This window comes from Variovorax sp. YR266 (genome assembly GCF_900107295.1).
Classification (GTDB): domain Bacteria; phylum Pseudomonadota; class Gammaproteobacteria; order Burkholderiales; family Burkholderiaceae_C; genus Variovorax.
In genome coordinates, this window is the sequence record NZ_FNPM01000019.1 from 41,788 (window position 1) to 62,491 (window position 20,704).

A 20,704-nucleotide genomic window follows, 5' to 3' on the forward strand; every position below is an offset into this window, starting at 1 on the left:
CTCGCAGGCAGACGCCTGCCGCCACGCCTGTTCCGATGCGCCCCTCTCCCTCCACGTCCGTCCGCACCTACGGCATGCACGAGCGTGCCGACCACCTCGACTTCGACATCCGCTTTCAGGGTGCGCGCAACGAGCTCACGCTGCCGCACCGGCATGCGTACTTCCAGATCCAGATCGGCATCGAGGGCAGCTCGCAGCAGGCCATCGGCGGCGAGGTGCGCCCCTTCGGGCCGCGCCACCTGAGCTTCGTGCTGCCGTACCGGGTGCACGTGATTCCGCATCCGCCCGAGGCGCTGTACTGCATCGTCAACTTCGACCAGCGCTTTTTGTGGCCCGAACTCGAGGTCGACGCGCTCGACCTCGACGACGTGTCGCTCGCGCGCTACCCCGACCTCGCGCCCTTCCTGTTCCAGGAGTACGTCGACTTCGCCTTCGACGATGCCGACTTCGCCCGCATCCGCGGCTGGCTCGACGAGCTGCACGCACTGAACGCGGGCCGCAACTTCGGCGCCAAGATCGCGATGCGTGGCATCGTGCAGCAGATCATCGGGCTGGCCTGCATGCGGCAGGAGCAGGCGCTGATGCGCCTTTCGCTCCAGCACAACGGCAAGACCTCGCAGCGAGACGCGTTGCAGCGCGTGGTGCGCTACGTGCGCGACAACCTCGACAAGCCGCTGTCGCTGACCGATGCAGCGGCCGCTGCATTCCTCTCGCCCAACTACCTCGCCAACCTGCTGCGCAAGGAAACCGACCGCACCTTCACCGACCTCGTGACCGAGCGGCGCATCGAGCGGGCGAAGGAGCTGTTGTCATCCACCTCGCTGCTGGTGCGGGAGATTGCGCACCAGTGCGGTTTTACCGACGAGGCGTATTTCAACCGGCGCTTTCGGCAGTGGGTGGGTAGCACGCCGCGCAACTTCCGGCGCGACCACGTGGTGAATACGCGAGGTTGATTTCCCTCGGATCAAGTCCTCGACTGATCAGGCCTGGGTCACGCCGTCGATGGGACTTACGTCGCCTACGAGCTGCAGGAGGTCCACCATCGTAAAAGTCCCAGGCGTGCGCGAGGGAAGAGTCGGCGTCCAGTCCGGGCCTTTCTTCCAAAGGTAGGACTCATGATCGCCGTGGACCAATCCGATGAAGACTTCCGCCACGATACGCGCGCCCACAGGCCCCAATCGCTCGCCACCCTCTCTGATCGACGCTTCCTTGAGGATGTAGTACCACAAGGGCGTCTGCTCATGCAGTCCCTGCGCCTTGGCCACTGCGCCGTCCGTGCCGGACGAGATCTCGGCGCTTGTCAAAGGGTTGGGCACTTCCATTGACTGCGCAACCGATTGGCCTGAAGGCAGTCCGAGCATCACGCCCCGCTTCAGATTCAGGAATGGCAGGCTGGCACCGCCAGGCAGTGTATGCAGCGCCTTGACGACGAAAGGATCGATGCGCCGCGCATGATTGAGCGTGACCCCTGGGGGGTTGTTGCCGAAATCGTAGAAGCGCCGCCAGTCGATGATCCAGTTGCTGGCGAGCTTGCTTATCGGAGTCGGAGCGGTGAGCGGATTGGGCGCCAGGTCACCCACGATGCCACCTGAGAGGCCGGAGAACGCGAAGAGAAGTCCCAGCGAGGCGGGTGCGAGCCCGCCCGGGGTGAAGACTCTGTTATGGCTGTAGACCTCCCGAACCATGCTGTGTCCGAGCCGGTAGGCCGCACCGGAGAACTCCACGGGCATGTAGGGCGTCTTCTTGAACCGGTAGAACTGGCGGCCCTCGTTGAGAACGCGAGCCACGATGCCGTCTTCGGTGAGCCGTTCCACGAAGTCGTGCAGCACGAGCCATTGATAGTGCCAAGTCACCTCGCGCCGGGCTTGAAAGAAGAGCTCGGCGGGCGTGGGAGCCGTTGGCGAAGCCATCAGCAGGTCCACCACCTTGTTGTGGAACTTCATGAAGGCCAGATGAGTTTGTGCGACCAGCAGGTTCTCGTCATTGCGATGGTCGCCGATCAAGGCCTGGCCCTCGGGGCTTCTCGGAAGGTCGTTGGGGAACACGCCAGGTATGTCGGCCGCATTCTGTTGAAAGCCCAGGGTGGTCTTGCCGATCAGCAGCTTCGCGCTCGGCGCATTGTTGGGGCCGCGGGCGTAGAGGTGTGGGCTGCCGTCCGGACCTCGCCCATAGATCGAGTCCAGGTCCAGCGCCGGCGTCCTGAAGTTCTCGACCCCGGTCGGGTCCTCCAGCTTGTCGCCGATGGAGGTCAGATCCAGCGTGATGTCGTGGTCGACGAACTGGCCCAGATAGGTGAACCCCGCCGGCACTCGTGCGTTGTCTGCGCTGCTGTTGTCGTCCAGCATTGCAGCGGCGAGCGCCTTCAACTTGTCGTCGGAAACAGAAAGAGGCGCCAGGTGAGGGAACATCCGGCCGAACATGCCCGGATCGCCATGTCCCGAGAGCGCATCCAGCGATCCTTTGGTGGGGTGGCGGCCGGCTCGGCCGTGCTTGGGATCGACACCGATTTCTTCGGACATGAGGGTTTCCTTGCTTCGTATGTGGGGCTTCGAGCAACATGTTCAAAGCGGACTTGCATCCTACGAAGCGGCCGAAGAATTCATATACGCTGCACGCGGTAGGCCGGTTGCGCTAGCGAAGCTTTGCGACGAAGAGCTCACTGAATAGCCAGACTCTTTCTCCGGCCGTTCTAAATTTCTACCGCACGCGCCAATTGCGACAACCTCTTCACCAGCGGCTCGAATAGCTCCGCCGGCGTGTTGCCATACCCCAGCACCAGCCCGTTGTCCGACGGCGTGGGCTGCAGCGCGAAGCCCGATAGCGGTGTGGGCGCAATGCGATGGCGCAGCGCCTTGGCCGCGATAAGTCGATCGTCATAGCGCGCGGGTAGACGCACCGTCAGATGTAGGCCGCAGTAGCCACCGTCGATCTCGTGTAGCACTTTGAAATGTTTGTTCAGCGCGAGCCGCAACGCTTGCTGCCGGTCGCGGTACAGCCGGCGCATGCGGCCCAGGTGCCGGCTGAATTGGCCGCTCTCGATGAAGTCGGCCATGGCCAGCTGCTCGTGGCGGTGCCCACCGCGCAGCATCTCTTCCAGCGGCGCCTGCACGGCGGACATCAACTGCGCGGGCAGCACAAGAAAGCCCAGCCGCAGCGAGGGAAACATCGTCTTGCTGAAGGTGCCGACGTAGAGCACGGGCGCGTCGTCCACCAGCCCCTGCATCGCACCGATGGGCTCGCCCGTGTGGCGGAACTCGCTGTCGTAGTCGTCCTCGATGATCCACGCGCCATGCAGGCGGGCCTGCGCGATCAGGTCGAGGCGGCGCGCGATGCTCAGCACGGAACCCACCGGGTACTGGTGCGAGGGCGTGGTGTAGATCAGCCGGGGCGGATGTTTCTGCCAGTCGCGTTCGCTCACGCACAGGCCTTCGGCATCGACCCGCACGGGCACGATGCGCATGTCGCCCGCATGCATGGCAGCCTTCACGCCGCGGTAGCCCGGGTCTTCGACCCAGCCGATGTCGCCGGGGTTGGACAGCAGCCGCACGCACAGCGAGATGGCTTCCTGTGCGCCTTCGGCAATGACGACCTGGTGCGGCTCGCAGCGTACGCCGCGTGCCACCGACAGGTGACGCGCGATGGCCGCGCGCAGCGGCGGCTCGCCCAGCGGGTCGCCGTAGCCCAGCGCGGCAGAGCCGGCACCGCGAATCGCCCGGTCGAGCGCGCGCCGCCATGCGGCCGACGGAAAGTGCGATAGCGCGGGCACGCCGGGGCGCAGTGCCATGTCTGTCTCGGCGCGTGACACGCTGGGCTTGATGTTCGCGAGGCGCAGCGCGGTGGTGAGCGCGGCGGCTGGCTTGCCTGCACGCTTCGGCGCAAGGGCGGGCGACGAGAGCTCGGTCACGCGCGTGCCCTGCCGGTCGGGCCGCACATAGCCCTCGGCCGCCAGATGCTCGTAGGTTGCGGTGACGGTGTTGCGCGAGATGGCGAGCGCCTCGGCGAGTGCACGCGAACCCGGCAAGCGGCTGCCCGGCGCCAGGCTGCCGTCGAGGATGGCGCGCTTGAGCCGATCGTGCAGCTGGCGCTGCATCGAGCCAGCGTCGCGCTCCTTCACGAGAGGAGATTCAAGCAGGGCGGTGGGGGAAGGGAGTGGGCGTGGCACCATCGAATAATGTATTCGTGGCACTTTCATTGGAGCCACGATGCGGGTACTTTACGTCCTCCGACCTTGCCGTTCCAGCTTTTCAGAAAGACACCCGCATGCCAGTCCGCCACAACGAATTCGGCCAGTCCATCGGCCCCGGCCTGCCCGAATGGACCCCGCGTTCCCTGCCGCCGCGCCGCTCCCTCGAGGGCCGTTTCTGCACCCTCGAGCCGCTCGATGCAGCAAAGCACACCGACGACCTGTACGCCGCTTACGCGCAAGCCCCGGACGGCCGCGACTGGACCTACCTGGGCATCGAGCGGCCCGCTGACATCGACAGCACCCGGGCCTACGCCGAGCGCATTGCGAAGAGCACGGATCCGATGCACTTCGCCGTCATCGACAGGCAAAGCGGCCGCGCCATTGGCTCGTTGGCGTTGATGCGCATCGACCCCGCCAATGGAGTCATCGAAGTCGGCACCGTCAATTTCTCGCCGCTGCTCAAGCACACGCCGATGTCCACCGAGGCGCAATACCTGCTGATGAAGCTCGTCTTCGACGAACTCGGCTACCGCCGCCACGAATGGAAGTGCGACAACTTCAACGAGCCCTCGAAGCGCGCGGCCCTGCGGCTGGGCTTCCAGTACGAAGGGCTCTTTCGCCAGGCCGTGATCTACAAGGGACGCGGCCGCGACACGGCGTGGTTCTCGATCATCGACAGCGAATGGCCGGCGTTGCGCACCGCCTTCGAGCGCTGGCTCTCGCCCGAAAACTTCGACGCGCAGGGCAAGCAGCGCATGTCGCTCGACAAGTTCCGCCTGCCTTCCTGAGCCTGCATCGTCACTGCGTACTGGGCGCAGGCAGCGCCTTGCACAGGAAGTCGAGAAAGGCACGCACCACCTCGGGCAGCGTGCGCCCGGCCAAGGTCTGCAGCTCGACCGAGCGCGCCCGCATGCCGCGCTCGCGAATCTCCGCGGCATGCAACTCGCCGCGCCGCACGCGTTCGCGCACCGTGATCTCGCCGGCAATCGCAAGGCCGCCGCCGTGCAGCACGAAGCTGGCGAGCGCCTCGAAACGGTTGCTCACCAGCGCGGGCTCGAACACCACTGCGCGGTTGCTGCAGGCCACGTCGAACAGCTGGCGCACGGTGGTGTCCGGCCCCGACAGCCCGATGGGAAACGGCAGCATCTGCGCCAGCGTCACGCTGCGCTGCTTCGCCAGCGGATGGTCGGGCCGCATCAGCGCGAACACCGAGGCCGCCTGGCGATGCGACACCCGAACGCCCTTTACCGCGGCGCGGCTGTAGGTGAGGCCGATGTCGGCATCGCCGAGCAGCACGGCTTCGGTCACGTCGGCGGGGTCGCAGGCCTCCAGCTCGAACTGGATGCCGGGGTGCAGCGCGCGGAACGCGACGATGGCCTGCGGCAGGAACTCGTTCGCGAAGCCCGACGAGCAGGCGATGCGTACATGCCCGCGCTGCAGGCCTTGCAGTCCCTGGATGTCGGACACAACGCGCTCGGCTTCCAGCGCACCGCGTCGCGCGTGCGCCGCCAGCAGCTCCCCGGCTGCGCTGGGCGCCATGCCGCGCGGGCGGCGCTCGAACAGCGGCACGCCCAGCAACTCCTCGAGCATGGCCACCTGCCGGCTGATGGCCGATGCACTGACGTTGAGGCGCGTGGCCGCTTCGGTCAGCGAGCCGCCGCGGACCACCTCGAGAAAGTAGCGAAGCGAGGTTTCCTGCAGGCGATGGGAGGACATGGCGGCGGACGCGGGTTGGCTGCGTTGCAAAAAAAGCAAAGATATCCCGAAAAATCGGCAATTGTTCAAAAGCACGCGTTTGCCTAGACTGCCTCGCAACTGTCACAAAGCGGATCCCGCCATGCCCTTACAGCGCAGAACCTTGCGCAGCCCGCTCGCGCTGCTCCCACTGGCCTTGCTCGCAGGCGCCTGCATGACCTGCATGGCCGCAGCCGCAGAACTTTCCCCGGCCGATGCCGAGCGCCATGCGCAGGCCACCTATCGCGAGTACTTCGAGCTTCTGTCCTTGCCCAACGATGCGATCTCGCCGGAGGACATCCGCAAGAACGTCGAATGGCTGGAGCAGGCCTTCCGCAAGCGCGGCTTCACCACGCGGCAGTTGCCCAACGACGGCAAGCCGATGCTCTATGCCGAATACCCGGGCAGCGACCCCGCGCGCAAGACGGTGCTGTTCTACATGCATCTCGATGGCCAGCCCGTCATTCCCGCGCAATGGGCGCAAAAGAGCCCGTGGACGCCCGTGCTCAAGCGCAAGGCGGCCAACGGCGGATGGGAAGAGATCGATTCGGCGCCGCTCTTCAGCGGACCGCTCGACCCCGAGTGGCGCGTGTTCGGCCGCGCGTCGGCCGACGACAAGGGGCCGATCATGATGATGCTCGCGGCCATCGACGCCCTGAAGGCCGGCGGCGGGCAGCCGGCGGTCAACGTCAAGGTGATCCTCGACAGCGAGGAGGAAAAAGGCTCGCCGTCGATCAGCAAGGTGATGCAGGCGCACCGCGACCTGCTGCGCTGCGACGCGATCGTGATCCACGACGGCCCCATGCACGCCACCAACCGGCCCACGCTGGTGTTCGGCAACCGCGGCGCGGCCAGAGCCCAGCTCACGGTGTACGGTGCCAAGGTGCCGCTGCACAGCGGGCACTATGGCAACTACGCGCCCAATCCGGCGCAGCGGCTGGCCAGCCTGCTGGCCTCGATGAAGAACGATCAGGGCCGCGTGACGGTGGCCGGCTACTACGACCACGTGAAGATCGGCGAGGCCGACCGCAAGATCATGGCCGCCGTGCCCGACGACGAGGCCGCACTCAAGCGTCGTCTGGGTATTGCCCAGACCGACAAGGTCGGCGCCAACTACCAGGAGGCGATGCAGTACCCCTCGCTGAACGTGCGCGGCATGGCCGCGGCAGCGGTGGGCGACAAGGTGGCCAACATCGTGCCCGACAAGGCCGTGGCCGAGATGGACCTTCGCACCACGCCCGACTCCGATCCGGCCTACCTCGGCCAGCTCATCCAGAAACACATCGAGCGCCAGGGCTACCACCTGGTCAAGGGCGAACCGACCGACGAGGAGCGCAGCCGCTACGACAAGCTCGCGAGCTTCTCCTACCAGAGCGAGGGCGGCGAAGCAGCGGGCTCGCAGATCGACTCGCCCGTGGGGCAGTGGGCCTACAGGGCGCTGAGCGACACCTTTGGCGCCAAGCCCGAGCCGGTGCGCATCCGGATGATGGGCGGCACGGTTCCCACCGCCGAGATCGTGCGCGTGCTGCCGGTGCCCTTCGCGATCATTCCGCTGGTGAACGCCGACAACAACCAGCATGCAGCCAACGAGAACCTGCGCATGGGCAACTACGTGAGTGGCGTGCGCACCGTGTACGGGCTGATGACGCAGGCGTTCTGAGAGGTCCTTCAGCCGAGCTTCAGCCCGGCTTCTGCGCCTGCTCGCACTCGACCTGGATCAGCTCGCGCTCGTCCAGCGTCGCGCCGATGCGCACCGCACTCAGGCAGCCGCCCCACACACAGCCCGTGTCGGTCGAGAGCAGGTCGGGCCGCGAGAGCCAGCCCAGCGTCGACCAGTGGCCGAAGGCGACGGTGGCGTTGGCCGTCTTGCGCCCGGGCACGTCGAACCAGGGCATGAAGCCTTCGGGCGCGGTGGCCGCGCTGTCCTTGGCTTCGAACTCCATCACGCCGTCGGTCGTGCAGAAACGCAGCCGCGTCAGTGCATTGACGATGGCGCGCAGCCGGGCGCTGCCCGTGAGCGTGTAGCTCCACTGCGCCGGCTCGTTGCCGTACATCGACATCAGGAACTCGCCCAGCGCCGGCCCGCGCAGCACCGATTCGACCTCTGACGCCAGCACCAGCGTGTCGCCCACCGTCCACTGCGGCAGCACGCCGGCGTGCACCATCAGCAGATCGCCGCTGCCGATGCGCATGTGCAGCGCCATGTGCTGCTGGCGTACCCATTCGAGCAGCGCCTCGATGTCGGGCGCGGCCAGCAGCTCGGCCAGGGTGTCTTTGCGGCCGGCCTTGCGCGCGCCGTGCGCCACGCCCAGCAGGTGCAGGTCGTGGTTGCCCAGCAGGCTCAGCGCCGAGGCGCCGTAGCCCTGCACGCGGCGCAACACCGCGAGCGAATCGGGGCCCCGGTTCACCAGGTCGCCCAGCAGCACGATGGTGTCGCGGCTGGGGGAGAAATCGATCTTTTGCAGCAGCCGCTCGAGGGGGGCGTCGCAGCCCTGCAGGTCGCCAATCAAGTAAAGTGACATTCCCTCATTCTCTCCCTCAGTTCATGGATGTCTTCCTCCTGGCCTTGTTGACCACGCTCAACGCGTTGTTCGCAATGTCCGAAATGGCCCTTTCCACCAGCCGGCGCGCACGTCTCGCGGCATTGGCCGAAACGGGAGACACCGGCGCGGTGGCCGCGCTGAAGCTGATGGAGTCGCCCACGCAGTTCCTCTCGACGGTGCAGATCGGCATCACCTCCATCGGCATGCTCAGCGGTATCGTCGGCGAGGCCGCGTTTGCAGAGCCGCTCTCGGTGTGGATGGAAAGCGTTGGCATGGGCCGCGGCACCGCCAGCATCGCGTCTACCGCGGTGGTGGTTACCTGCATCACCTTCTTCACCATCATCTTCGGCGAGCTGGTGCCCAAGCGCATCGGGCAGCTGTATCCCGAGCCCGTGGCGCGCTGGGTGTCACGCCCCATGCGCGGACTGGCCAAGGCCGCCAAGCCCTTCGTTTGGATGCTGGCGGGCGCCACTGCCACCATGCTGAAGGTGCTGCGCATCGATGCCAACGCGGCCCGCTCCGTCACCGAAGAAGAGATTTCGGCCAGCCTCGAAGAAGGCGTGGACGCCGGCGTCATCGAGCAGCATGAGCACCAGATGGTGCGCAATGTGTTTCACCTCGACGACAGGCGCCTGTCGTCGCTGATGATTCCGCGTGCCGACATCGAATGGCTCGACGCCTCCTTCAGCGTGCAGCAGGCGCTGCAGAAGGTGGCCGAGGCGGGCGCGCTCAACCTCGTGCATTCCTGGTACCCCGTGTGCCGCAACTCGCTCGACGACGTGGTCGGCGTGATCAGCGTGGCGCACCTGCTGCGCCTGGGCGCCGCACACCCCGGCGTGCTCGGCCAGGAGGCCACGCCCGCCGTGTTCGTGCCCGAGACCCTCACCGGCATGGAGCTGCTGGAACAGTTCCGCGCCCGCGCCGGCCGCCTCGTGTTCGTGGTCGACGAATACGGCGTGGTGCAGGGCCTCATGACTCCGCGCGACCTGCTCGAAGCCATCACCGGCGAACTGCAGCCCGGCATGCAGACCGACGCCTGGGCGCGCGAGCGGCCCGACGGCGTGTGGGAGCTCGATGGCCTCATGCCCGTGTCGGAGTTGCGCGCGCGCCTGGGCATCCGCGAGCTGCCCGACGAAGAGCGCAACCGGTACAACACCGTGGCAGGCCTGCTGATGGCTGTGTCCGGCCACTTGCCCGAGGTGGGCGAGCACATCGATTGCGCCGGCTGGTGCTTCGAGATCGTCGCGCTGGAAGGCCGCCGCATCGATCGCGTGCTGGCATCGCCCGACCCGGCGGCGCCCCCCAAGGAAGACTGAGGCGCGGGCCATGCTGTCGCTGCTTGCTCTCAGCTGCCCGCAATGTTCCGCGCCGCTGCCGCGCGCCGCCCGTTGGCGCACGGTGAACTGCAGTTACTGCGGTGCCACTGTCGTGCGCAGCGAGGAAACCGTCGAGCGCGAGAGCTTCCGCGCCGCGCTGCGCCGGGCCAATGCCGACGTGGCCGGCGGACGCATCCTCGCGTGGCGCGGTGCGCGCTACCGCGTGCTGGCGCCGCTGGCTACCGGCGAGCACAGCGAAGTGCTGCTGGCCGAACGCCTCGGCGCATTGCCCGAGCGCGTCACCTTCAAGCTCGCGCGAGACAGCGCGGCCAACGACGTGCTTGTGCGCGAAGGCGCGGTGCTGCAGGCCCTGCAAGACTTGTCGGTGCCCGGTGCTGCCTACTTCACCCGCCGCCTGCCGCAGCCCTTGGGTGTGGGCGTGGCCGAGGGGCTGGGCGACGGCGCTCGCCAGGCGCTGGTGCTGCGCCATCCGCCCGGCTTCTGGGGCAGCCTGCAAGACGTGCAGCAGGCCAATGCACAAGGCATCGACCCGCGCCATGCCGTGTGGATCTGGCGCCGCATGCTCGAAGTGCTGGCTTTCGTGCACGGCGCTGGCTGGACGCATCGTGACCTGTCGCCTGCGCACGCGCTCGTGCATCCGCGTGACCATGGCGTGCTGCTCATCGGCTGGTCGCGCGCTCAGCATGCGACCGGCGCGGCCCAAGGCTCCGCTGTTGCTCGCGACCTCATGCAAGCCGCCTGGACCGTGCGCGCCGTGTTGCATGGCGGCGCGGCCAGTGAGCCCGGCTTCGGCTCTCACACCCCCGCACCGCTCGTCGCCTTGCTGCGCCAGTGCAGCGAAGATGCCGCCACCTGCCGGCGCCTCGGCGCGCAGGGCATCGAGCAAGAACTCTCCGCCGCATCGCGCGAAGCCTTCGGCGCATCGAAGTTCGTTCACTTCGACCCCGCGCCGCGCGCCGGCGCCTGAACCGCAGTCATCAAGGAAGAAAAGCTCATGGGATACGGAAACTACTCGCACGCCGCCCACACGGCGCTCATTGCCGATCGCGCCGCCAAGCCTGGCGCCGAGGTTTTCACGCAGCGCTCCACCCACCCGCTGATGAACCCGAAGGGCCTGAAGGTGCGTGAGTCGCGCGACAACGCCGACCACCCCAACTCCCTGGGCATCGTCTTCGCGCTCGACGTCACCGGCTCCATGGGCGACATCCCGCAGACCCTGGCGCGCCGCGAGCTGCCCACCTTCATGAAGCTGTTGACCGACTGCGGCGTGGCAGACCCACAGCTCATGTTCATGGCCATCGGTGACGCCACCTCCGACCACGCGCCGCTGCAGGTCGGCCAGTTCGAGTCGACCGCAAACCTCATGGACCAGTGGCTCACCTGGAGCTATCTCGAAGGTGGTGGCGGCGGCACCGGCGAAGAGAGCTACGAGCTGGCCTTCTACGTCATGGCGCAGCACACCGACATGGACTGCTGGGTCAAGCGCAAGAAGCGCGGCTACCTGTTCGTTACCGGCGACGAGCTGCCGTACCCGGCAGTCTCGCGCCACCAGGTCGAAGGCCTCGTCGGCGAGAAGCTCGACGAGGACATTCCCATCGAGGAGGTCATCGCCGCCGCGGCCGAGACCACCAACCTGTTCTTCCTGATTCCCGATGCCCAGCGCCGCCGCCGTTGCGAACCGCGCTGGCGCGAACTGCTGGGCGATCACGTCATCTGCATGGATTCGCCCGACGACGCCTGCGCCGTGGCCGCCGGCATCGTCGCCCTCACCGAGAAGGCAGTGCCCAGCCTCGAAGCGCTGGCCGGCGTGATGAGCGGCACCGGCATGGCCAAGGAGCGCGTCGGGGGTGTTCTGCATGCGCTCGACGGCTATGCCGCGCTGCTCGACCCGAGCGCATCGCGCCGCGCACCGCCGGCTGTGGCCGCCGCGGCAGCGGGCCCGCGTTCGTCGTGGTGGAAGCGGCTTTTCGGCTGATGGCCGTGTGACTGCCGCCACGCGCTACGTCTCGCTGCTGGGCCTTGGATTTGGAGACTGCGGCAAGGGGCTCTTTACCGATCACCTTTGCGGCACGCTGCAAGCCCACACCGTCGTGCGCTTCAACGGCGGCGCGCAGGCCGGGCACAACGTGGTGCTGGCCGACGGGCGGCATCACACCTTCTCGCAATTCGGCGCCGGCAGTTTTCATGCGGGCGTGGGCACTGTGCTCGCGAGCCCGGTGGTGGTGCACCCGACGGCACTGCGCGTAGAGGAAGCGGCATTGCGCCGCGTGGGTGTGGAAGACGCCTTCTCGCGTTTGCTGATCGACGCACGCTGCCGCGTGACCACGCCTTTCCACCAAGCTGCGGGGCGGTTGCGCGAATGGGTGCGAGGGGAGGGCGCGCATGGCAGTTGTGGCGTGGGTGTTGGCGAGACCGTGCGGCACGCGCTTGCTTCACCTGACGAAGCCCTGCACTACGGCGACTTGCTGCAGCCCGCACGCGCGCTTGAAAAACTGGAAGCCTCGCGCACCACGTTGCTGCGCGAGTTCGCAACCAACTCAGTTCCCTCGCATGCCGATGCTGCACAGGAACTCGCCATGCTTCGAGACGACACGCTCGCACGGCGCTGGCTTGATGCCGTGGCGCCGTGCCTTAAGCAGTCGCCACCCGCGAGTACGGACCGCATCGCTGAACGCCTCGCGCAGCCCGGCACCGTGATCTTCGAAGGCGCGCAGGGCGTGCTGCTCGACGAGTGGCGCGGGTTTCATCCGCACACCACGTGGAGCACCATCTCGACCACAGCGGTCGAAGCCGTGCTGCGAGACGTGGGCATCGATGCGCCCGTGCAGCACCTCGGCGTGCTGCGCACCTACCTCACGCGCCACGGCTCAGGCCCGCTGCCCACGCACGACCGCGCACTCGACGCGCGGCTGGCCGAGCCGCACAACGCCGATGACGGCTGGCAAGGGGCGTTTCGGCGAGGGCACCCGGACGCGGTGCTGCTGCGGTATGCACTCGATGCGGTCGGCAAGCTCGATGGGTTGGTGGCGAGCCATCTCGACGGCATCGAAGGCGCAGGCTTGCGCTGGTGCTCTGGCTATCGCAGCGCAGATGGTTCGAGGCTCGCCTCGCTGCCTTGCAGTGAGACGCCAAACCTCGATCACCAGCACACCCTGACGCAACAGCTACAAGGCGTGCAGCCACTGTACGAGCCCGGCGCCATCGCCACGCCGCAGGAATGGGTCGAACGCGTCGAGACCCTGAGCGGCCTTGCCGTGCGCTACGGTGCCTTCGGTCCGACGCGTGACATGGTGCGCGCATTGCAGCCCGTCAATCGTCTTTGAAAGACGTCATGCCCTACAACATTCCCTTGATCGTCGGCGCCGCACTCAGCGCCATCGCCGCACTGCTGCATATCTGCGTGATCTTTGGCGGGCCCGCGTGGTATCGCTTCTTTGGTGCAGGGGAGCGCATGGCCGCAGGCGCCGCTGCCGGGCACCTGTATCCACCCATCGTCACGTTGCTGATCGCGTGCGTGCTGGGGGTGTGGGCGGCGTATGCACTCTCGGGGGCCGGAGTGCTGCAGCCACTGCCGCTGCTGGCGTTCGTGTTGCCCGTGATCACCGCGGTGTACCTGCTGCGCGGACTCGTCGCATTGGCGCTGTTCGTCTTCGACCGGCAGCGGTTGACGGCCTTCTGGGTGTGGAGTTCGGCGATCTGCCTCGTGTTCGGCATCGTCCATCTGGTTGGATTGATCCAGGTGTGGGATAGGCTTTGAATTTGTCGAATGCGCGTCCGAGCGGTTCGTCCGCATCTGCGCATTGGTAAAAAAACCAGATGAAACAAGGGATCAAGACATGAAGAAATTCGTGGTTTCCTTTCTTTCGCTACCAGAGCGGTTCGGGTCCCTCTGAGCTGACCGGCTGGATCGTTACCTTGTTCCCCTACCTGATCGTCGACTGGAGAACCAAGGCGCTTGGGCCAAACAAGTACCTGGGCAACTGGAAGGCGCACTTCGACGCTGCGAATGCGCGCACGGGATGGCTGCGTTACGACGTGCCATCAGAAGGCCCTGGCATCCATGCGGTGCCGCAGGCGCTGGCTAGCGCGCCCGTGCGCTGCATCGATCTGCTGAACGGCTCGAAGAAAGAGCTGCGATTTGTGGCGGGTATGTTCGGCGTCGCGCAGGATGGTGACACGGGCGCGCTGTCAGCGAGCTTTGGATGGGCGGTGGTTCATGAACCGGCGGTTGATGCGGCCGCCGCCAGCCCGCTTTCCGAGCCAGTGCCTGTTCTCGATGAAGTCGGATGCCACGGGCGCGACCTATCCCATCCAGTTCTATCTGCCGGCCGGATACGACAGCGCAACGTCGTCCTATCCCGCGATCTACATCACCGATGGCGACGCCGTCTACAACAACAGCGTGACGCGCTTCAAGAACTTCACGGACATCCTCGAGGCGGCGGGCAAGAAGGCGATCGTCGTTGGCATCGGCGGCACCGCGCGCCGCAACACCGACTATCTGATGCCGGGTGCCAAGGCGTACCACGACTTCCTCACCGGCCAGCTGGTGCCGTACGTCGAGTCGAACTACCGTGCCAACCCGGCCAAGCGCATGCTCTCGGGCTTGTCGAACGGCGGCATCTTTGTCGCATGCGCCTTCTTCATGGAAGGTGCGAGCCAATTCACCTTCCAGTATTTCTTCTCTTCCGAGGCGCCCTTCAACGGCGCACACGACCAGATCGATCCGCTCGAAAGCCAGATGTACGCGAGCAGCAGCGGGCGGGACATCCCCGTGACCTTGCTGCTCGGATATGGCATCGGCAACGTCGGAGGAACGGTGATCACCGCGATGTACGACCAGATCGCCAGTCGCAACTACAAGGGCCTGCAACTGAGCGTGAAGGGCTATCCGGGCGGCCACACACCGATGGACCTGCCGTCATTCGAGGACATCGTGGCAAGGTTCATCGATTAGCAGCGCAAGCCGGTCCTCTTCTTCCAACGTTCAGTCCCGCCGGGTGCCCCTGGGCAGCAGAGCCGCCACCACGCCCAGCAGGGGCAAGTAGGCGATGGTCTGGTAGACGAAGGCGATGCTGGTGTGGTCCGCGAAGATGCCCAGCACCGCGGCGCCCAGCCCGCCCATTCCGAACGCGAAGCCGAAGAACAGGCCCGACACCATGCCCACCTTGCCCGGCATCAGTTCCTGCGCATAGACCAGGATCGCCGAGAAGGCCGAGGACAGCACAAGTCCGATCACGACGGTCAGTGCCGTGGTCCAGAACAGATCGGCATGCGGCAACAGGAGTGCGAACGGCGCTACGCCAAGAATGGACACCCAGATCACCGGTTTGCGGCCGATGCGATCGCCAACGGGCCCACCGAGGAGTGTGCCCAGCGCCGAGGCGAAGAGGAAGAAGAACAGATGCAGTTGCGCGTTCTGCACCGTCAGGCCGAAGCGCTCCATCAGGTAGAACGTATAGAAGCTGCTGATGCCCGCTACGTAGAAGTACTTGGAGAAGATCAGCACCAGCAGCACCGCGATGGCGCCCATCACCACCTTGGGCGGATACGGCGCCGCGGCGGCCGGCTTCTTGCGGCCGGCCGTGGCGACATGGTGCGCGGCATACCAGCGGCTCACCTGCAGCAGCAGGACGATGCCCAGCAATGCCGCCAACCCGAACCAGGCCACGCTGCGCTGGCCGAAGGGCACGATGACGGCAGCAGCCAGCAGCGGCCCGATGGCCGTGCCGGTATTGCCGCCCACCTGGAACACCGACTGCGCGAAGCCATGCTGCCCTCCCGAGGCCAGCCGCGCGATGCGCGACGACTCCGGATGGAAGATGGACGATCCGATGCCCACGAATGCCGCGGCCAGAAGCACGAAGCCGAAGCTGGGCGCGAAGGCCAGCAGCATCAGGCCGATCAGCGTGGACATCATTCCGAAGGGCAGCGAATACGGTTGCGGCCGGCGGTCGGTGAACAGGCCCACCAGCGGCTGCAGCAGCGATGCGGTCAGCTGATAGGTCAGCGTGATCAGCCCGATCTGCGTAAAGCTCAACGAGAACTCGCCCTTCAGGATGGGATACATCGCCAGGATCAGCGACTGCATCATGTCGTTGATCATGTGCGAGCTGCTGATGCCGGCGAGGATGCCGAAGGCCGGCTTGGATTTTTGAGAAAGAGAGGCCGGATCGCTGGCCGCGCCGGTCGGCGTGGCGCTGGCGTCCAAGGATGCTGCTGCGGAGGTTGTCATGGGAGAATTATCGAAAGCACCGCTGCGCCTGTCTCGCGCCAATCCACCAGAAACCCTCGCGAAAAGGACATGGACTCATCTCGCAAGCCCAAGGCCCTGCCTCAGGTGCTCAAGGAGATCGACGACGCGCCGACGCCCGTCACCGGCCGGGCCACCGACTACCCAAGCGGCTGGTACATAGAGCCGCATGCGCACACCAAGCACCAGCTGATCTATGCCGTGCGCGGCGTAATGGTGGTGCAGGCCCGGGCGGGCCGCTGGGTGGTGCCGCCCACTCGCGCCATCTGGATGCTGGCCGGCATGACCCACGAGATCCGCTGCATCGGAGAAGTGCACATGCGCAGTCTGCAGGTGGCGACCGATGCTGCCCCCAAACTGCTGGGCGAGACCCGGGCCGTGGGCATATCGCCCCTGCTGCGCGAACTCATCCGAGCCGCCATGGAGGTGCAGCAGCCTTACGTGCCCGGCACCCGCGACGGTCGCGTCATGCGCTTGATTCTGGACGAGCTGCGTGCATTGCCAGTGCTGCCGTTGCACCTGCACATGCCGTCCGACCCGCGGCTGCTACAGATCTGCGAACTGCTGCAGCAACGACTGGACGACTCCTCCACCATGGCCGACTGGGCGCGGCGCCTTGCGGTGAACGTGAAGACCATCCAGCGCCTGTTCGTGAACGAGACCGGCATGACCTTCGGTCAATGGCGACAGCAGGCCCGGCTGCTGCGAGCGCTGGAGCTGCTGGCGGCCGGCGAGAAAGTCATCGACGTTGCCCTTGCGCTGGGTTACGAAAGCCCCAGTGCCTTTGCCACAATGTTCCGCAAGCAATTCGACCAGACGCCCAGCCAGTTCTTTGCCGAAGGCTGAGTCCTCGCGGTAATCATCGGAACGAGCCATGAAGATCGACGCATTCGACGAAGGCCTTGAGCACCGGAATATCGTCCCGTATGACCTTGCATACGCCCGAGTCTTCGCCGGGGTGCAAGAGTACGTGCGAATGCATCTGAGCGACGTGGAACTCGTGCACATCGGGAGCACGGCGGTGGTCGGGCTGCGCGGCAAGCCGATGATCGACATCACGGCGATCACCTCCCGCGATGACCTTCGGGAAGAGCAGAGGGCGTTCGAGCGCATCGGCTTCCACCGTCGGCCGGTCTGGGTCGACAGGGATGAGAAGCCGTATGTCTGCGCCTCCGTCTTACATGAAGGGCGGCGCTTCAACATCAACATCCACATCTGCCATCGCGGCGATCCTGTTCACAAGGATTCGCTGGCCTTCATCGACATACTCAGCCGCCGCCCGGATCTGCGCAGAAGGTACGAAGAAGCGAAGGATCGCGCCCATGCGGTAGACCCGGCCAACCCCCAGGTCTACAACCGAGAGAAAGAGGCAGTGATCAAGGAGATAGAGGCGCAGATTCCGAAGGCCTGAGCAAAAGAAGGATGTATGGAAGTTCATCAAATTGGCGCTTCAGAACTCGAGGACCTTCTGGCCTTGTACAAGTATCTTCACGACGCCGATGACCCCTTGCCCGACGCCGCAACTGTCGAGGCCGTCTGGCAGGAACTGCTGGGCAACCCTCGCTACAAATACTTCGGCGGTTATGTGGGCGGCAAGCTCATCGCAAGCTGCACCCTCACCGTCGTCCCGAATCTCACCCGCGGTTGCAGGCCCTATGGCGTGATCGAGAACGTGGTGACCCACGCCGACCATCGCAAGCAGGGACATGGCAAGGCGGTGCTTGCAGAGGCCTTGTCCTTTGCGTGGTCGCAAGGCTGCTACAAGGTCATGCTGATGACCGGCAGGAAGGATGAAGCGACCTTCCAGTTCTACGAGTCGGCCGGCTTCAATAGCAATGACAAGCAGGCGTTCATTGCAAAGGCGCCTGCCGACCAGGGCCGTTCCTTCCCGTGAGCCCCGAAACAAGGCTCATCCTCTTCACTTCAGGAGAACACAACCATGGCTACCAACACTGTCCGTCTGCACCGCGTGCTGCGCACTCCGCCGGACCGGCTCTACCGTGCCTTCGTCGAGCCCGGTGCTTTCGAGCGCTGGCTGCCACCATTCGGATTCACCGGAAAAGTCCACAGCATGGAGCCCGTGGTCGGGGGCGCCTGGCGCATGTCGTTCACCGCCTTTGGTACGGGCCACAGCCACTCGTTCGGCGGGAAGTACCTGGAGCTCGTCCCCGGCCAGCGCATTGCATACGACGCCACTTTCGACGACCCCAACCTGCCGGGCACCATGAAGACCACCGTGACGCTGACTCCAGTGTCCTGCGGCACTGAAATGTCCGTTGTGCAGGAGGGCATCCCCGATGTGATTCCTGTCGAGATGTGCTACCTGGGCTGGCAGGAGTCGCTTGTCGCACTGGCCCAGTTGGTCGAGCCGAACATTCCGGGTTGAGGAGGCCGCTTTGAGCTTGTGCTCAGCCTTGGCCAGGTGGTGCCACCTCTCACCTCTCTGGAGGAGGGCGTTGCGACCTGGCCAGAATTTGCTAACCAAAGCTTCAGGGGAAAGGGTAATTCAATGCACCCTGTGATCCGTCTTCTCGCAACCCTCATCGTGTTATTGAGCAGCGTGGCACACGCAGGACAGGGGCGCGAGTACGTCAACTCCTATTTCGAACTCTGGCTCAAGGCCCACAACTTCACGAAATTCGAGAAGAAGCCGAATGGGCTTTTCTTCCCCGCGCAAGGGGTACTTCTCGACGGTGAGATCCATGAGGCAAAGGAGTTTTCCTCCAGCAAGTTGTACTCGGTCGAATCCCGGGTTTCCATCACGTTCAAGGATGGACGTCGGCTCGATGATTTCGTCGCAGGCATAGGGAGCAGCGCCGAGGACGCGTTCAAAGACTCGCTGCAGAACTTCTGTCTTACGACGTTGCACCCGATCTACGCGGAGCTCTTCGATCATTCCGACTCCCATGTCAGAAAGGATGCATGGGAGATCAATGGCACTCGGCGCCGGATTTTCTTGTCCGAGTGGGGGCAGCGGGGTGTGTCGATCAATGAGGCCACCCAGAAGCAGATCGAGCAGTTGATCGCGGCGGAGTTGCGGAACACCTCCCCGACAAAGGAACTGCAATGGGCGAAGCTGGTTGTCCTGATCGTCAAGGGGAAGGTGGAGCAGGTGGCGTTCACGGTCAACGGCATGCAGGACGAGCGCATTACGCGACGGCTCTCCGCCTTCAGGTGGCCAGTCTCCGGCGAATTTACGATGGCGAAATTGTTCTTTGTGATCGGCGGGGTGTAACTACCGGAGTGGCGGTCAAAGGCCGGCACTGATGAAGCATTGACGACAGCGCAGCGCCACGCTTATAGTCGCCCCCGCAGTCGCCTCCACGGCACTGTCGTAGGCGTTACCGTCATCCAACGCGTCCTTTGTCGAGAGGATCCCAGCAGGGAGTGTCTCGACGCAGTAAAGGAGCCTTTGGCATGACATCACTTCCCTCATCCTGACCCCGTTGCCACGCTTGTCGCACTGATCTTCGGTCGACTGGCGCTGGACTCGTCCATCTTTTCCTTTCACAAGCCGCATCGCCGATCCTTTCAAGGACGAGGCGAATGCGCTGTCACGTCACCTGCATACGACCTCAACACAACAAGGAGTAGCGAATCATGAAAATGACCGGCAACACAATCCTCATCACCGGTGGAACCAGCGGCATCGGCCGTGCGCTCGCCGAAGCTTTTTACGACCGCGGCAATCGCGTCATCGTCTCGGGGCGACGGCAGGCCCTGCTCGATGAAATCACGGCGAGCCGGCCGGGCATGGTCGGGATGCCGCTCGATCTCGATGACCCGGCCTCGTTGCCTCGTCTCGCCGAAGACGTTCGTGCGCGCTTTTCCGAACTCAATGTGCTCGTCGCCAACGCAGGCATCTCGCGGGCGGAGAACATGGCCGCAGACGGCTGGGATGTTTCTGCCGCCCAGGCCATCGTGGAGACGAACATAATGGGCGTGCTGCGTGTGACGGCGGCGCTCCTGCCGCTGCTGAAAAGGCAGCCAGACGCGGCAATCATGGTGACCAGCTCCAACCTTGCCTTCGTGCCTCGGGCCGATTTTCCGACCTATTGCGCCAGCAAGGCATTCGTGCACTCCTGGCTTCAATCGCTGCGCCATCAGCTGCGCAACGTTCCGGTCGAAGTGCTTGAACTGGCGCCGCCCTATGTGCAGACGGAACTCACGGGCGACAGCCAGGCATCCGACCCGCGCGCCATGCCGCTTGCCGCGTACGTGGCGGAGGTTATGCAGCTGCTGGAGTCGCAGGACCACCCCCGGGGCGAAGTGCTGGTCGAGCGCGACAGGGCACGGCGTTGGGCCGAGCGGGATGGCCGCTACGACGCTACCTTTGCCGCCATGAACCCGACTGCGGCGTAGTTGGAGGGGGAGGCCGCGCCAGTGGCGCGGCTTCGCCTCAACAGCGCGGGCTCTCCTGAAACAACGCCGCTGCCTCTCGAGCCAACTCCGCCGCGAGCCAGAGCACGTTGTTCAGATGCTCCGAGTCTTCCTGCTCGCCCCATCGGCCATCTCCGTGCAGGCACCAGAGCAGCGATTGCAACTGCTCCAGCTTGTTTTCGAGAAGATCCGACGGGCCTGGTCCGCTCTCGGTAGCAGTTGCGTCGGGAGATGCCGGCGTGCGAGGCCGGGCCATAATTCGTTTAGCCAT

At 65.3% G+C, this 20,704-nt stretch carries 21 protein-coding genes and 1 pseudogene; 16 read left to right on the forward strand and 6 right to left on the reverse strand.

Annotation, left to right across the window (positions count from 1 at the left end; genetic code table 11):
* Window positions 1-35 precede the first annotated feature (35 nt).
* On the forward strand, window positions 36-953 hold the full coding sequence (locus tag BLW48_RS31785) for a helix-turn-helix transcriptional regulator (protein ID WP_093179601.1): 918 nt from the start codon (window positions 36-38) through the stop codon (window positions 951-953).
* A 27-nt stretch (window positions 954-980) separates the two neighbouring features.
* On the opposite strand, the gene BLW48_RS31790 is transcribed toward BLW48_RS31785, so the two are convergent.
* Both BLW48_RS31790 and BLW48_RS31795 read right to left on the reverse strand, forming a co-directional pair.
* The gene (locus BLW48_RS31790) at window positions 981-2,519 is read right to left on the reverse strand and encodes a peroxidase family protein (protein WP_093179602.1); all 1,539 of its coding nucleotides are present in this window, start codon (window positions 2,517-2,519) and stop codon (window positions 981-983) included.
* Window positions 2,520-2,689: 170 nt separating this feature from the next.
* Window positions 2,690-4,165, reverse strand: a complete 1,476-nt coding sequence (locus BLW48_RS31795; protein WP_093179603.1) for a MocR-like pyridoxine biosynthesis transcription factor PdxR — start codon at window positions 4,163-4,165, stop codon at window positions 2,690-2,692.
* A gap of 95 nt (window positions 4,166-4,260) precedes the next feature.
* On the opposite strand from BLW48_RS31795, the gene BLW48_RS31800 reads away from it, so the two are divergent.
* On the forward strand, window positions 4,261-4,974 hold the full coding sequence (locus BLW48_RS31800) for a GNAT family N-acetyltransferase (protein WP_093179605.1): 714 nt from the start codon (window positions 4,261-4,263) through the stop codon (window positions 4,972-4,974).
* A 10-nt stretch (window positions 4,975-4,984) separates the two neighbouring features.
* On the opposite strand, the gene BLW48_RS31805 is transcribed toward BLW48_RS31800, so the two are convergent.
* Entirely contained in the window at window positions 4,985-5,902 is a 918-nt protein-coding gene (locus tag BLW48_RS31805; protein WP_093179606.1) for a LysR substrate-binding domain-containing protein, read from the reverse strand.
* A gap of 121 nt (window positions 5,903-6,023) precedes the next feature.
* Between BLW48_RS31805 and BLW48_RS31810 the strand changes: the two genes are divergently transcribed.
* A complete protein-coding gene (locus BLW48_RS31810) occupies window positions 6,024-7,580 on the forward strand; it encodes a M20/M25/M40 family metallo-hydrolase (RefSeq protein ID WP_093179608.1) in 1,557 nt (518 codons plus the stop codon).
* Between the two features lie 19 nt (window positions 7,581-7,599).
* Here the strand turns inward: BLW48_RS31810 and BLW48_RS31815 are convergent, their stop codons facing one another.
* Window positions 7,600-8,442: a symmetrical bis(5'-nucleosyl)-tetraphosphatase gene (locus BLW48_RS31815; RefSeq protein ID WP_093179609.1), complete on the reverse strand. Its 843-nt coding sequence runs from the start codon at window positions 8,440-8,442 to the stop codon at window positions 7,600-7,602.
* A 23-nt stretch (window positions 8,443-8,465) separates the two neighbouring features.
* Here BLW48_RS31815 and BLW48_RS31820 point away from each other — a divergent pair, with 23 nt between their 5' ends.
* From BLW48_RS31820 to BLW48_RS31850, 7 genes and pseudogenes are all read left to right on the forward strand, one after another.
* On the forward strand, window positions 8,466-9,779 hold the full coding sequence (locus BLW48_RS31820; protein ID WP_093058490.1) for a hemolysin family protein: 1,314 nt from the start codon (window positions 8,466-8,468) through the stop codon (window positions 9,777-9,779).
* Window positions 9,780-9,789: 10 nt separating this feature from the next.
* Window positions 9,790-10,767, forward strand: coding sequence for a lipopolysaccharide kinase InaA family protein (locus BLW48_RS31825; protein WP_093179611.1), 978 nt, complete (start codon window positions 9,790-9,792; stop codon window positions 10,765-10,767).
* Window positions 10,768-10,794: 27 nt separating this feature from the next.
* The gene (locus BLW48_RS31830) at window positions 10,795-11,775 is read left to right on the forward strand and encodes a hypothetical protein (protein ID WP_093080801.1); all 981 of its coding nucleotides are present in this window, start codon (window positions 10,795-10,797) and stop codon (window positions 11,773-11,775) included.
* 7 nt (window positions 11,776-11,782) lie between these two features.
* On the forward strand, window positions 11,783-13,123 hold the full coding sequence (locus BLW48_RS31835; protein WP_256331038.1) for an adenylosuccinate synthetase: 1,341 nt from the start codon (window positions 11,783-11,785) through the stop codon (window positions 13,121-13,123).
* A gap of 8 nt (window positions 13,124-13,131) precedes the next feature.
* Window positions 13,132-13,557, forward strand: coding sequence for a hypothetical protein (locus BLW48_RS31840; RefSeq protein WP_093179613.1), 426 nt, complete (start codon window positions 13,132-13,134; stop codon window positions 13,555-13,557).
* 104 nt (window positions 13,558-13,661) lie between these two features.
* Window positions 13,662-14,000: pseudogene (locus BLW48_RS36120) on the forward strand (DUF4419 domain-containing protein); the annotation flags it as partial.
* A 16-nt stretch (window positions 14,001-14,016) separates the two neighbouring features.
* Window positions 14,017-14,757: an alpha/beta hydrolase gene (locus BLW48_RS31850; protein ID WP_177142480.1), complete on the forward strand. Its 741-nt coding sequence runs from the start codon at window positions 14,017-14,019 to the stop codon at window positions 14,755-14,757.
* A 30-nt stretch (window positions 14,758-14,787) separates the two neighbouring features.
* Here BLW48_RS31850 and BLW48_RS31855 read toward each other — a convergent pair whose 3' ends face one another.
* Window positions 14,788-16,035: an MFS transporter gene (locus BLW48_RS31855; protein WP_093058484.1), complete on the reverse strand. Its 1,248-nt coding sequence runs from the start codon at window positions 16,033-16,035 to the stop codon at window positions 14,788-14,790.
* Between the two features lie 69 nt (window positions 16,036-16,104).
* Here BLW48_RS31855 and BLW48_RS31860 point away from each other — a divergent pair, with 69 nt between their 5' ends.
* The 6 genes from BLW48_RS31860 to BLW48_RS31890 all read left to right on the forward strand — a co-directional run bounded on the left by BLW48_RS31860 (window position 16,105) and on the right by BLW48_RS31890 (window position 20,415).
* Window positions 16,105-16,899, forward strand: a complete 795-nt coding sequence (locus BLW48_RS31860; RefSeq protein WP_093058483.1) for an AraC family transcriptional regulator — start codon at window positions 16,105-16,107, stop codon at window positions 16,897-16,899.
* A gap of 28 nt (window positions 16,900-16,927) precedes the next feature.
* Complete coding sequence (locus BLW48_RS31865) at window positions 16,928-17,464, forward strand: GrpB family protein (RefSeq protein ID WP_093179616.1); 537 nt, start codon at window positions 16,928-16,930, stop codon at window positions 17,462-17,464.
* A gap of 15 nt (window positions 17,465-17,479) precedes the next feature.
* Window positions 17,480-17,947 carry a GNAT family N-acetyltransferase gene (locus tag BLW48_RS31870; protein WP_093179618.1) on the forward strand — a complete coding sequence of 156 codons (468 nt, stop codon included), beginning with the start codon at window positions 17,480-17,482 and terminating at the stop codon, window positions 17,945-17,947.
* A gap of 45 nt (window positions 17,948-17,992) precedes the next feature.
* Window positions 17,993-18,439, forward strand: a complete 447-nt coding sequence (locus BLW48_RS31875; RefSeq protein WP_093080786.1) for an SRPBCC family protein — start codon at window positions 17,993-17,995, stop codon at window positions 18,437-18,439.
* A gap of 123 nt (window positions 18,440-18,562) precedes the next feature.
* Window positions 18,563-19,288: a DUF6348 family protein gene (locus tag BLW48_RS31880; RefSeq protein WP_177142481.1), complete on the forward strand. Its 726-nt coding sequence runs from the start codon at window positions 18,563-18,565 to the stop codon at window positions 19,286-19,288.
* Between the two features lie 365 nt (window positions 19,289-19,653).
* Window positions 19,654-20,415, forward strand: coding sequence for an SDR family oxidoreductase (locus tag BLW48_RS31890; RefSeq protein WP_093179621.1), 762 nt, complete (start codon window positions 19,654-19,656; stop codon window positions 20,413-20,415).
* A gap of 37 nt (window positions 20,416-20,452) precedes the next feature.
* Here the strand turns inward: BLW48_RS31890 and BLW48_RS31895 are convergent, their stop codons facing one another.
* Entirely contained in the window at window positions 20,453-20,704 is a 252-nt protein-coding gene (locus tag BLW48_RS31895; RefSeq protein ID WP_093179622.1) for a hypothetical protein, read from the reverse strand.

Bases quoted from the DNA above. Each gene is read 5' to 3' on its own strand.
- BLW48_RS31815 (WP_093179609.1), bottom strand. From the start codon at position 8,442: ATGTCACTTTACTTGATTGGCGACCTGCAGGGCTGCGACGCCCCCCTC.
- BLW48_RS31830 (WP_093080801.1), top strand. From the start codon at position 10,795: ATGGGATACGGAAACTACTCGCACGCCGCCCACACGGCGCTCATTGCC.
- BLW48_RS31805 (WP_093179606.1), bottom strand. From the start codon at position 5,902: ATGTCCTCCCATCGCCTGCAGGAAACCTCGCTTCGCTACTTTCTCGAG.
- BLW48_RS31785 (WP_093179601.1), top strand. From the start codon at position 36: ATGCGCCCCTCTCCCTCCACGTCCGTCCGCACCTACGGCATGCACGAG.
- BLW48_RS31865 (WP_093179616.1), top strand. From the start codon at position 16,928: ATGAAGATCGACGCATTCGACGAAGGCCTTGAGCACCGGAATATCGTC.
- BLW48_RS31860 (WP_093058483.1), top strand. From the start codon at position 16,105: ATGGACTCATCTCGCAAGCCCAAGGCCCTGCCTCAGGTGCTCAAGGAG.
- BLW48_RS31820 (WP_093058490.1), top strand. From the start codon at position 8,466: ATGGATGTCTTCCTCCTGGCCTTGTTGACCACGCTCAACGCGTTGTTC.
- BLW48_RS31840 (WP_093179613.1), top strand. From the start codon at position 13,132: ATGCCCTACAACATTCCCTTGATCGTCGGCGCCGCACTCAGCGCCATC.
- BLW48_RS31825 (WP_093179611.1), top strand. From the start codon at position 9,790: ATGCTGTCGCTGCTTGCTCTCAGCTGCCCGCAATGTTCCGCGCCGCTG.
- BLW48_RS31790 (WP_093179602.1), bottom strand. From the start codon at position 2,519: ATGTCCGAAGAAATCGGTGTCGATCCCAAGCACGGCCGAGCCGGCCGC.
- BLW48_RS31875 (WP_093080786.1), top strand. From the start codon at position 17,993: ATGGCTACCAACACTGTCCGTCTGCACCGCGTGCTGCGCACTCCGCCG.
- BLW48_RS31855 (WP_093058484.1), bottom strand. From the start codon at position 16,035: ATGACAACCTCCGCAGCAGCATCCTTGGACGCCAGCGCCACGCCGACC.
- BLW48_RS31870 (WP_093179618.1), top strand. From the start codon at position 17,480: ATGGAAGTTCATCAAATTGGCGCTTCAGAACTCGAGGACCTTCTGGCC.
- BLW48_RS31895 (WP_093179622.1), bottom strand. From the start codon at position 20,704: ATGGCTAAACGAATTATGGCCCGGCCTCGCACGCCGGCATCTCCCGAC.
- BLW48_RS31800 (WP_093179605.1), top strand. From the start codon at position 4,261: ATGCCAGTCCGCCACAACGAATTCGGCCAGTCCATCGGCCCCGGCCTG.
- BLW48_RS31890 (WP_093179621.1), top strand. From the start codon at position 19,654: ATGAAAATGACCGGCAACACAATCCTCATCACCGGTGGAACCAGCGGC.
- BLW48_RS31795 (WP_093179603.1), bottom strand. From the start codon at position 4,165: ATGGTGCCACGCCCACTCCCTTCCCCCACCGCCCTGCTTGAATCTCCT.
- BLW48_RS31810 (WP_093179608.1), top strand. From the start codon at position 6,024: ATGCCCTTACAGCGCAGAACCTTGCGCAGCCCGCTCGCGCTGCTCCCA.
- BLW48_RS31850 (WP_177142480.1), top strand. From the start codon at position 14,017: ATGAACCGGCGGTTGATGCGGCCGCCGCCAGCCCGCTTTCCGAGCCAG.
- BLW48_RS31880 (WP_177142481.1), top strand. From the start codon at position 18,563: ATGCACCCTGTGATCCGTCTTCTCGCAACCCTCATCGTGTTATTGAGC.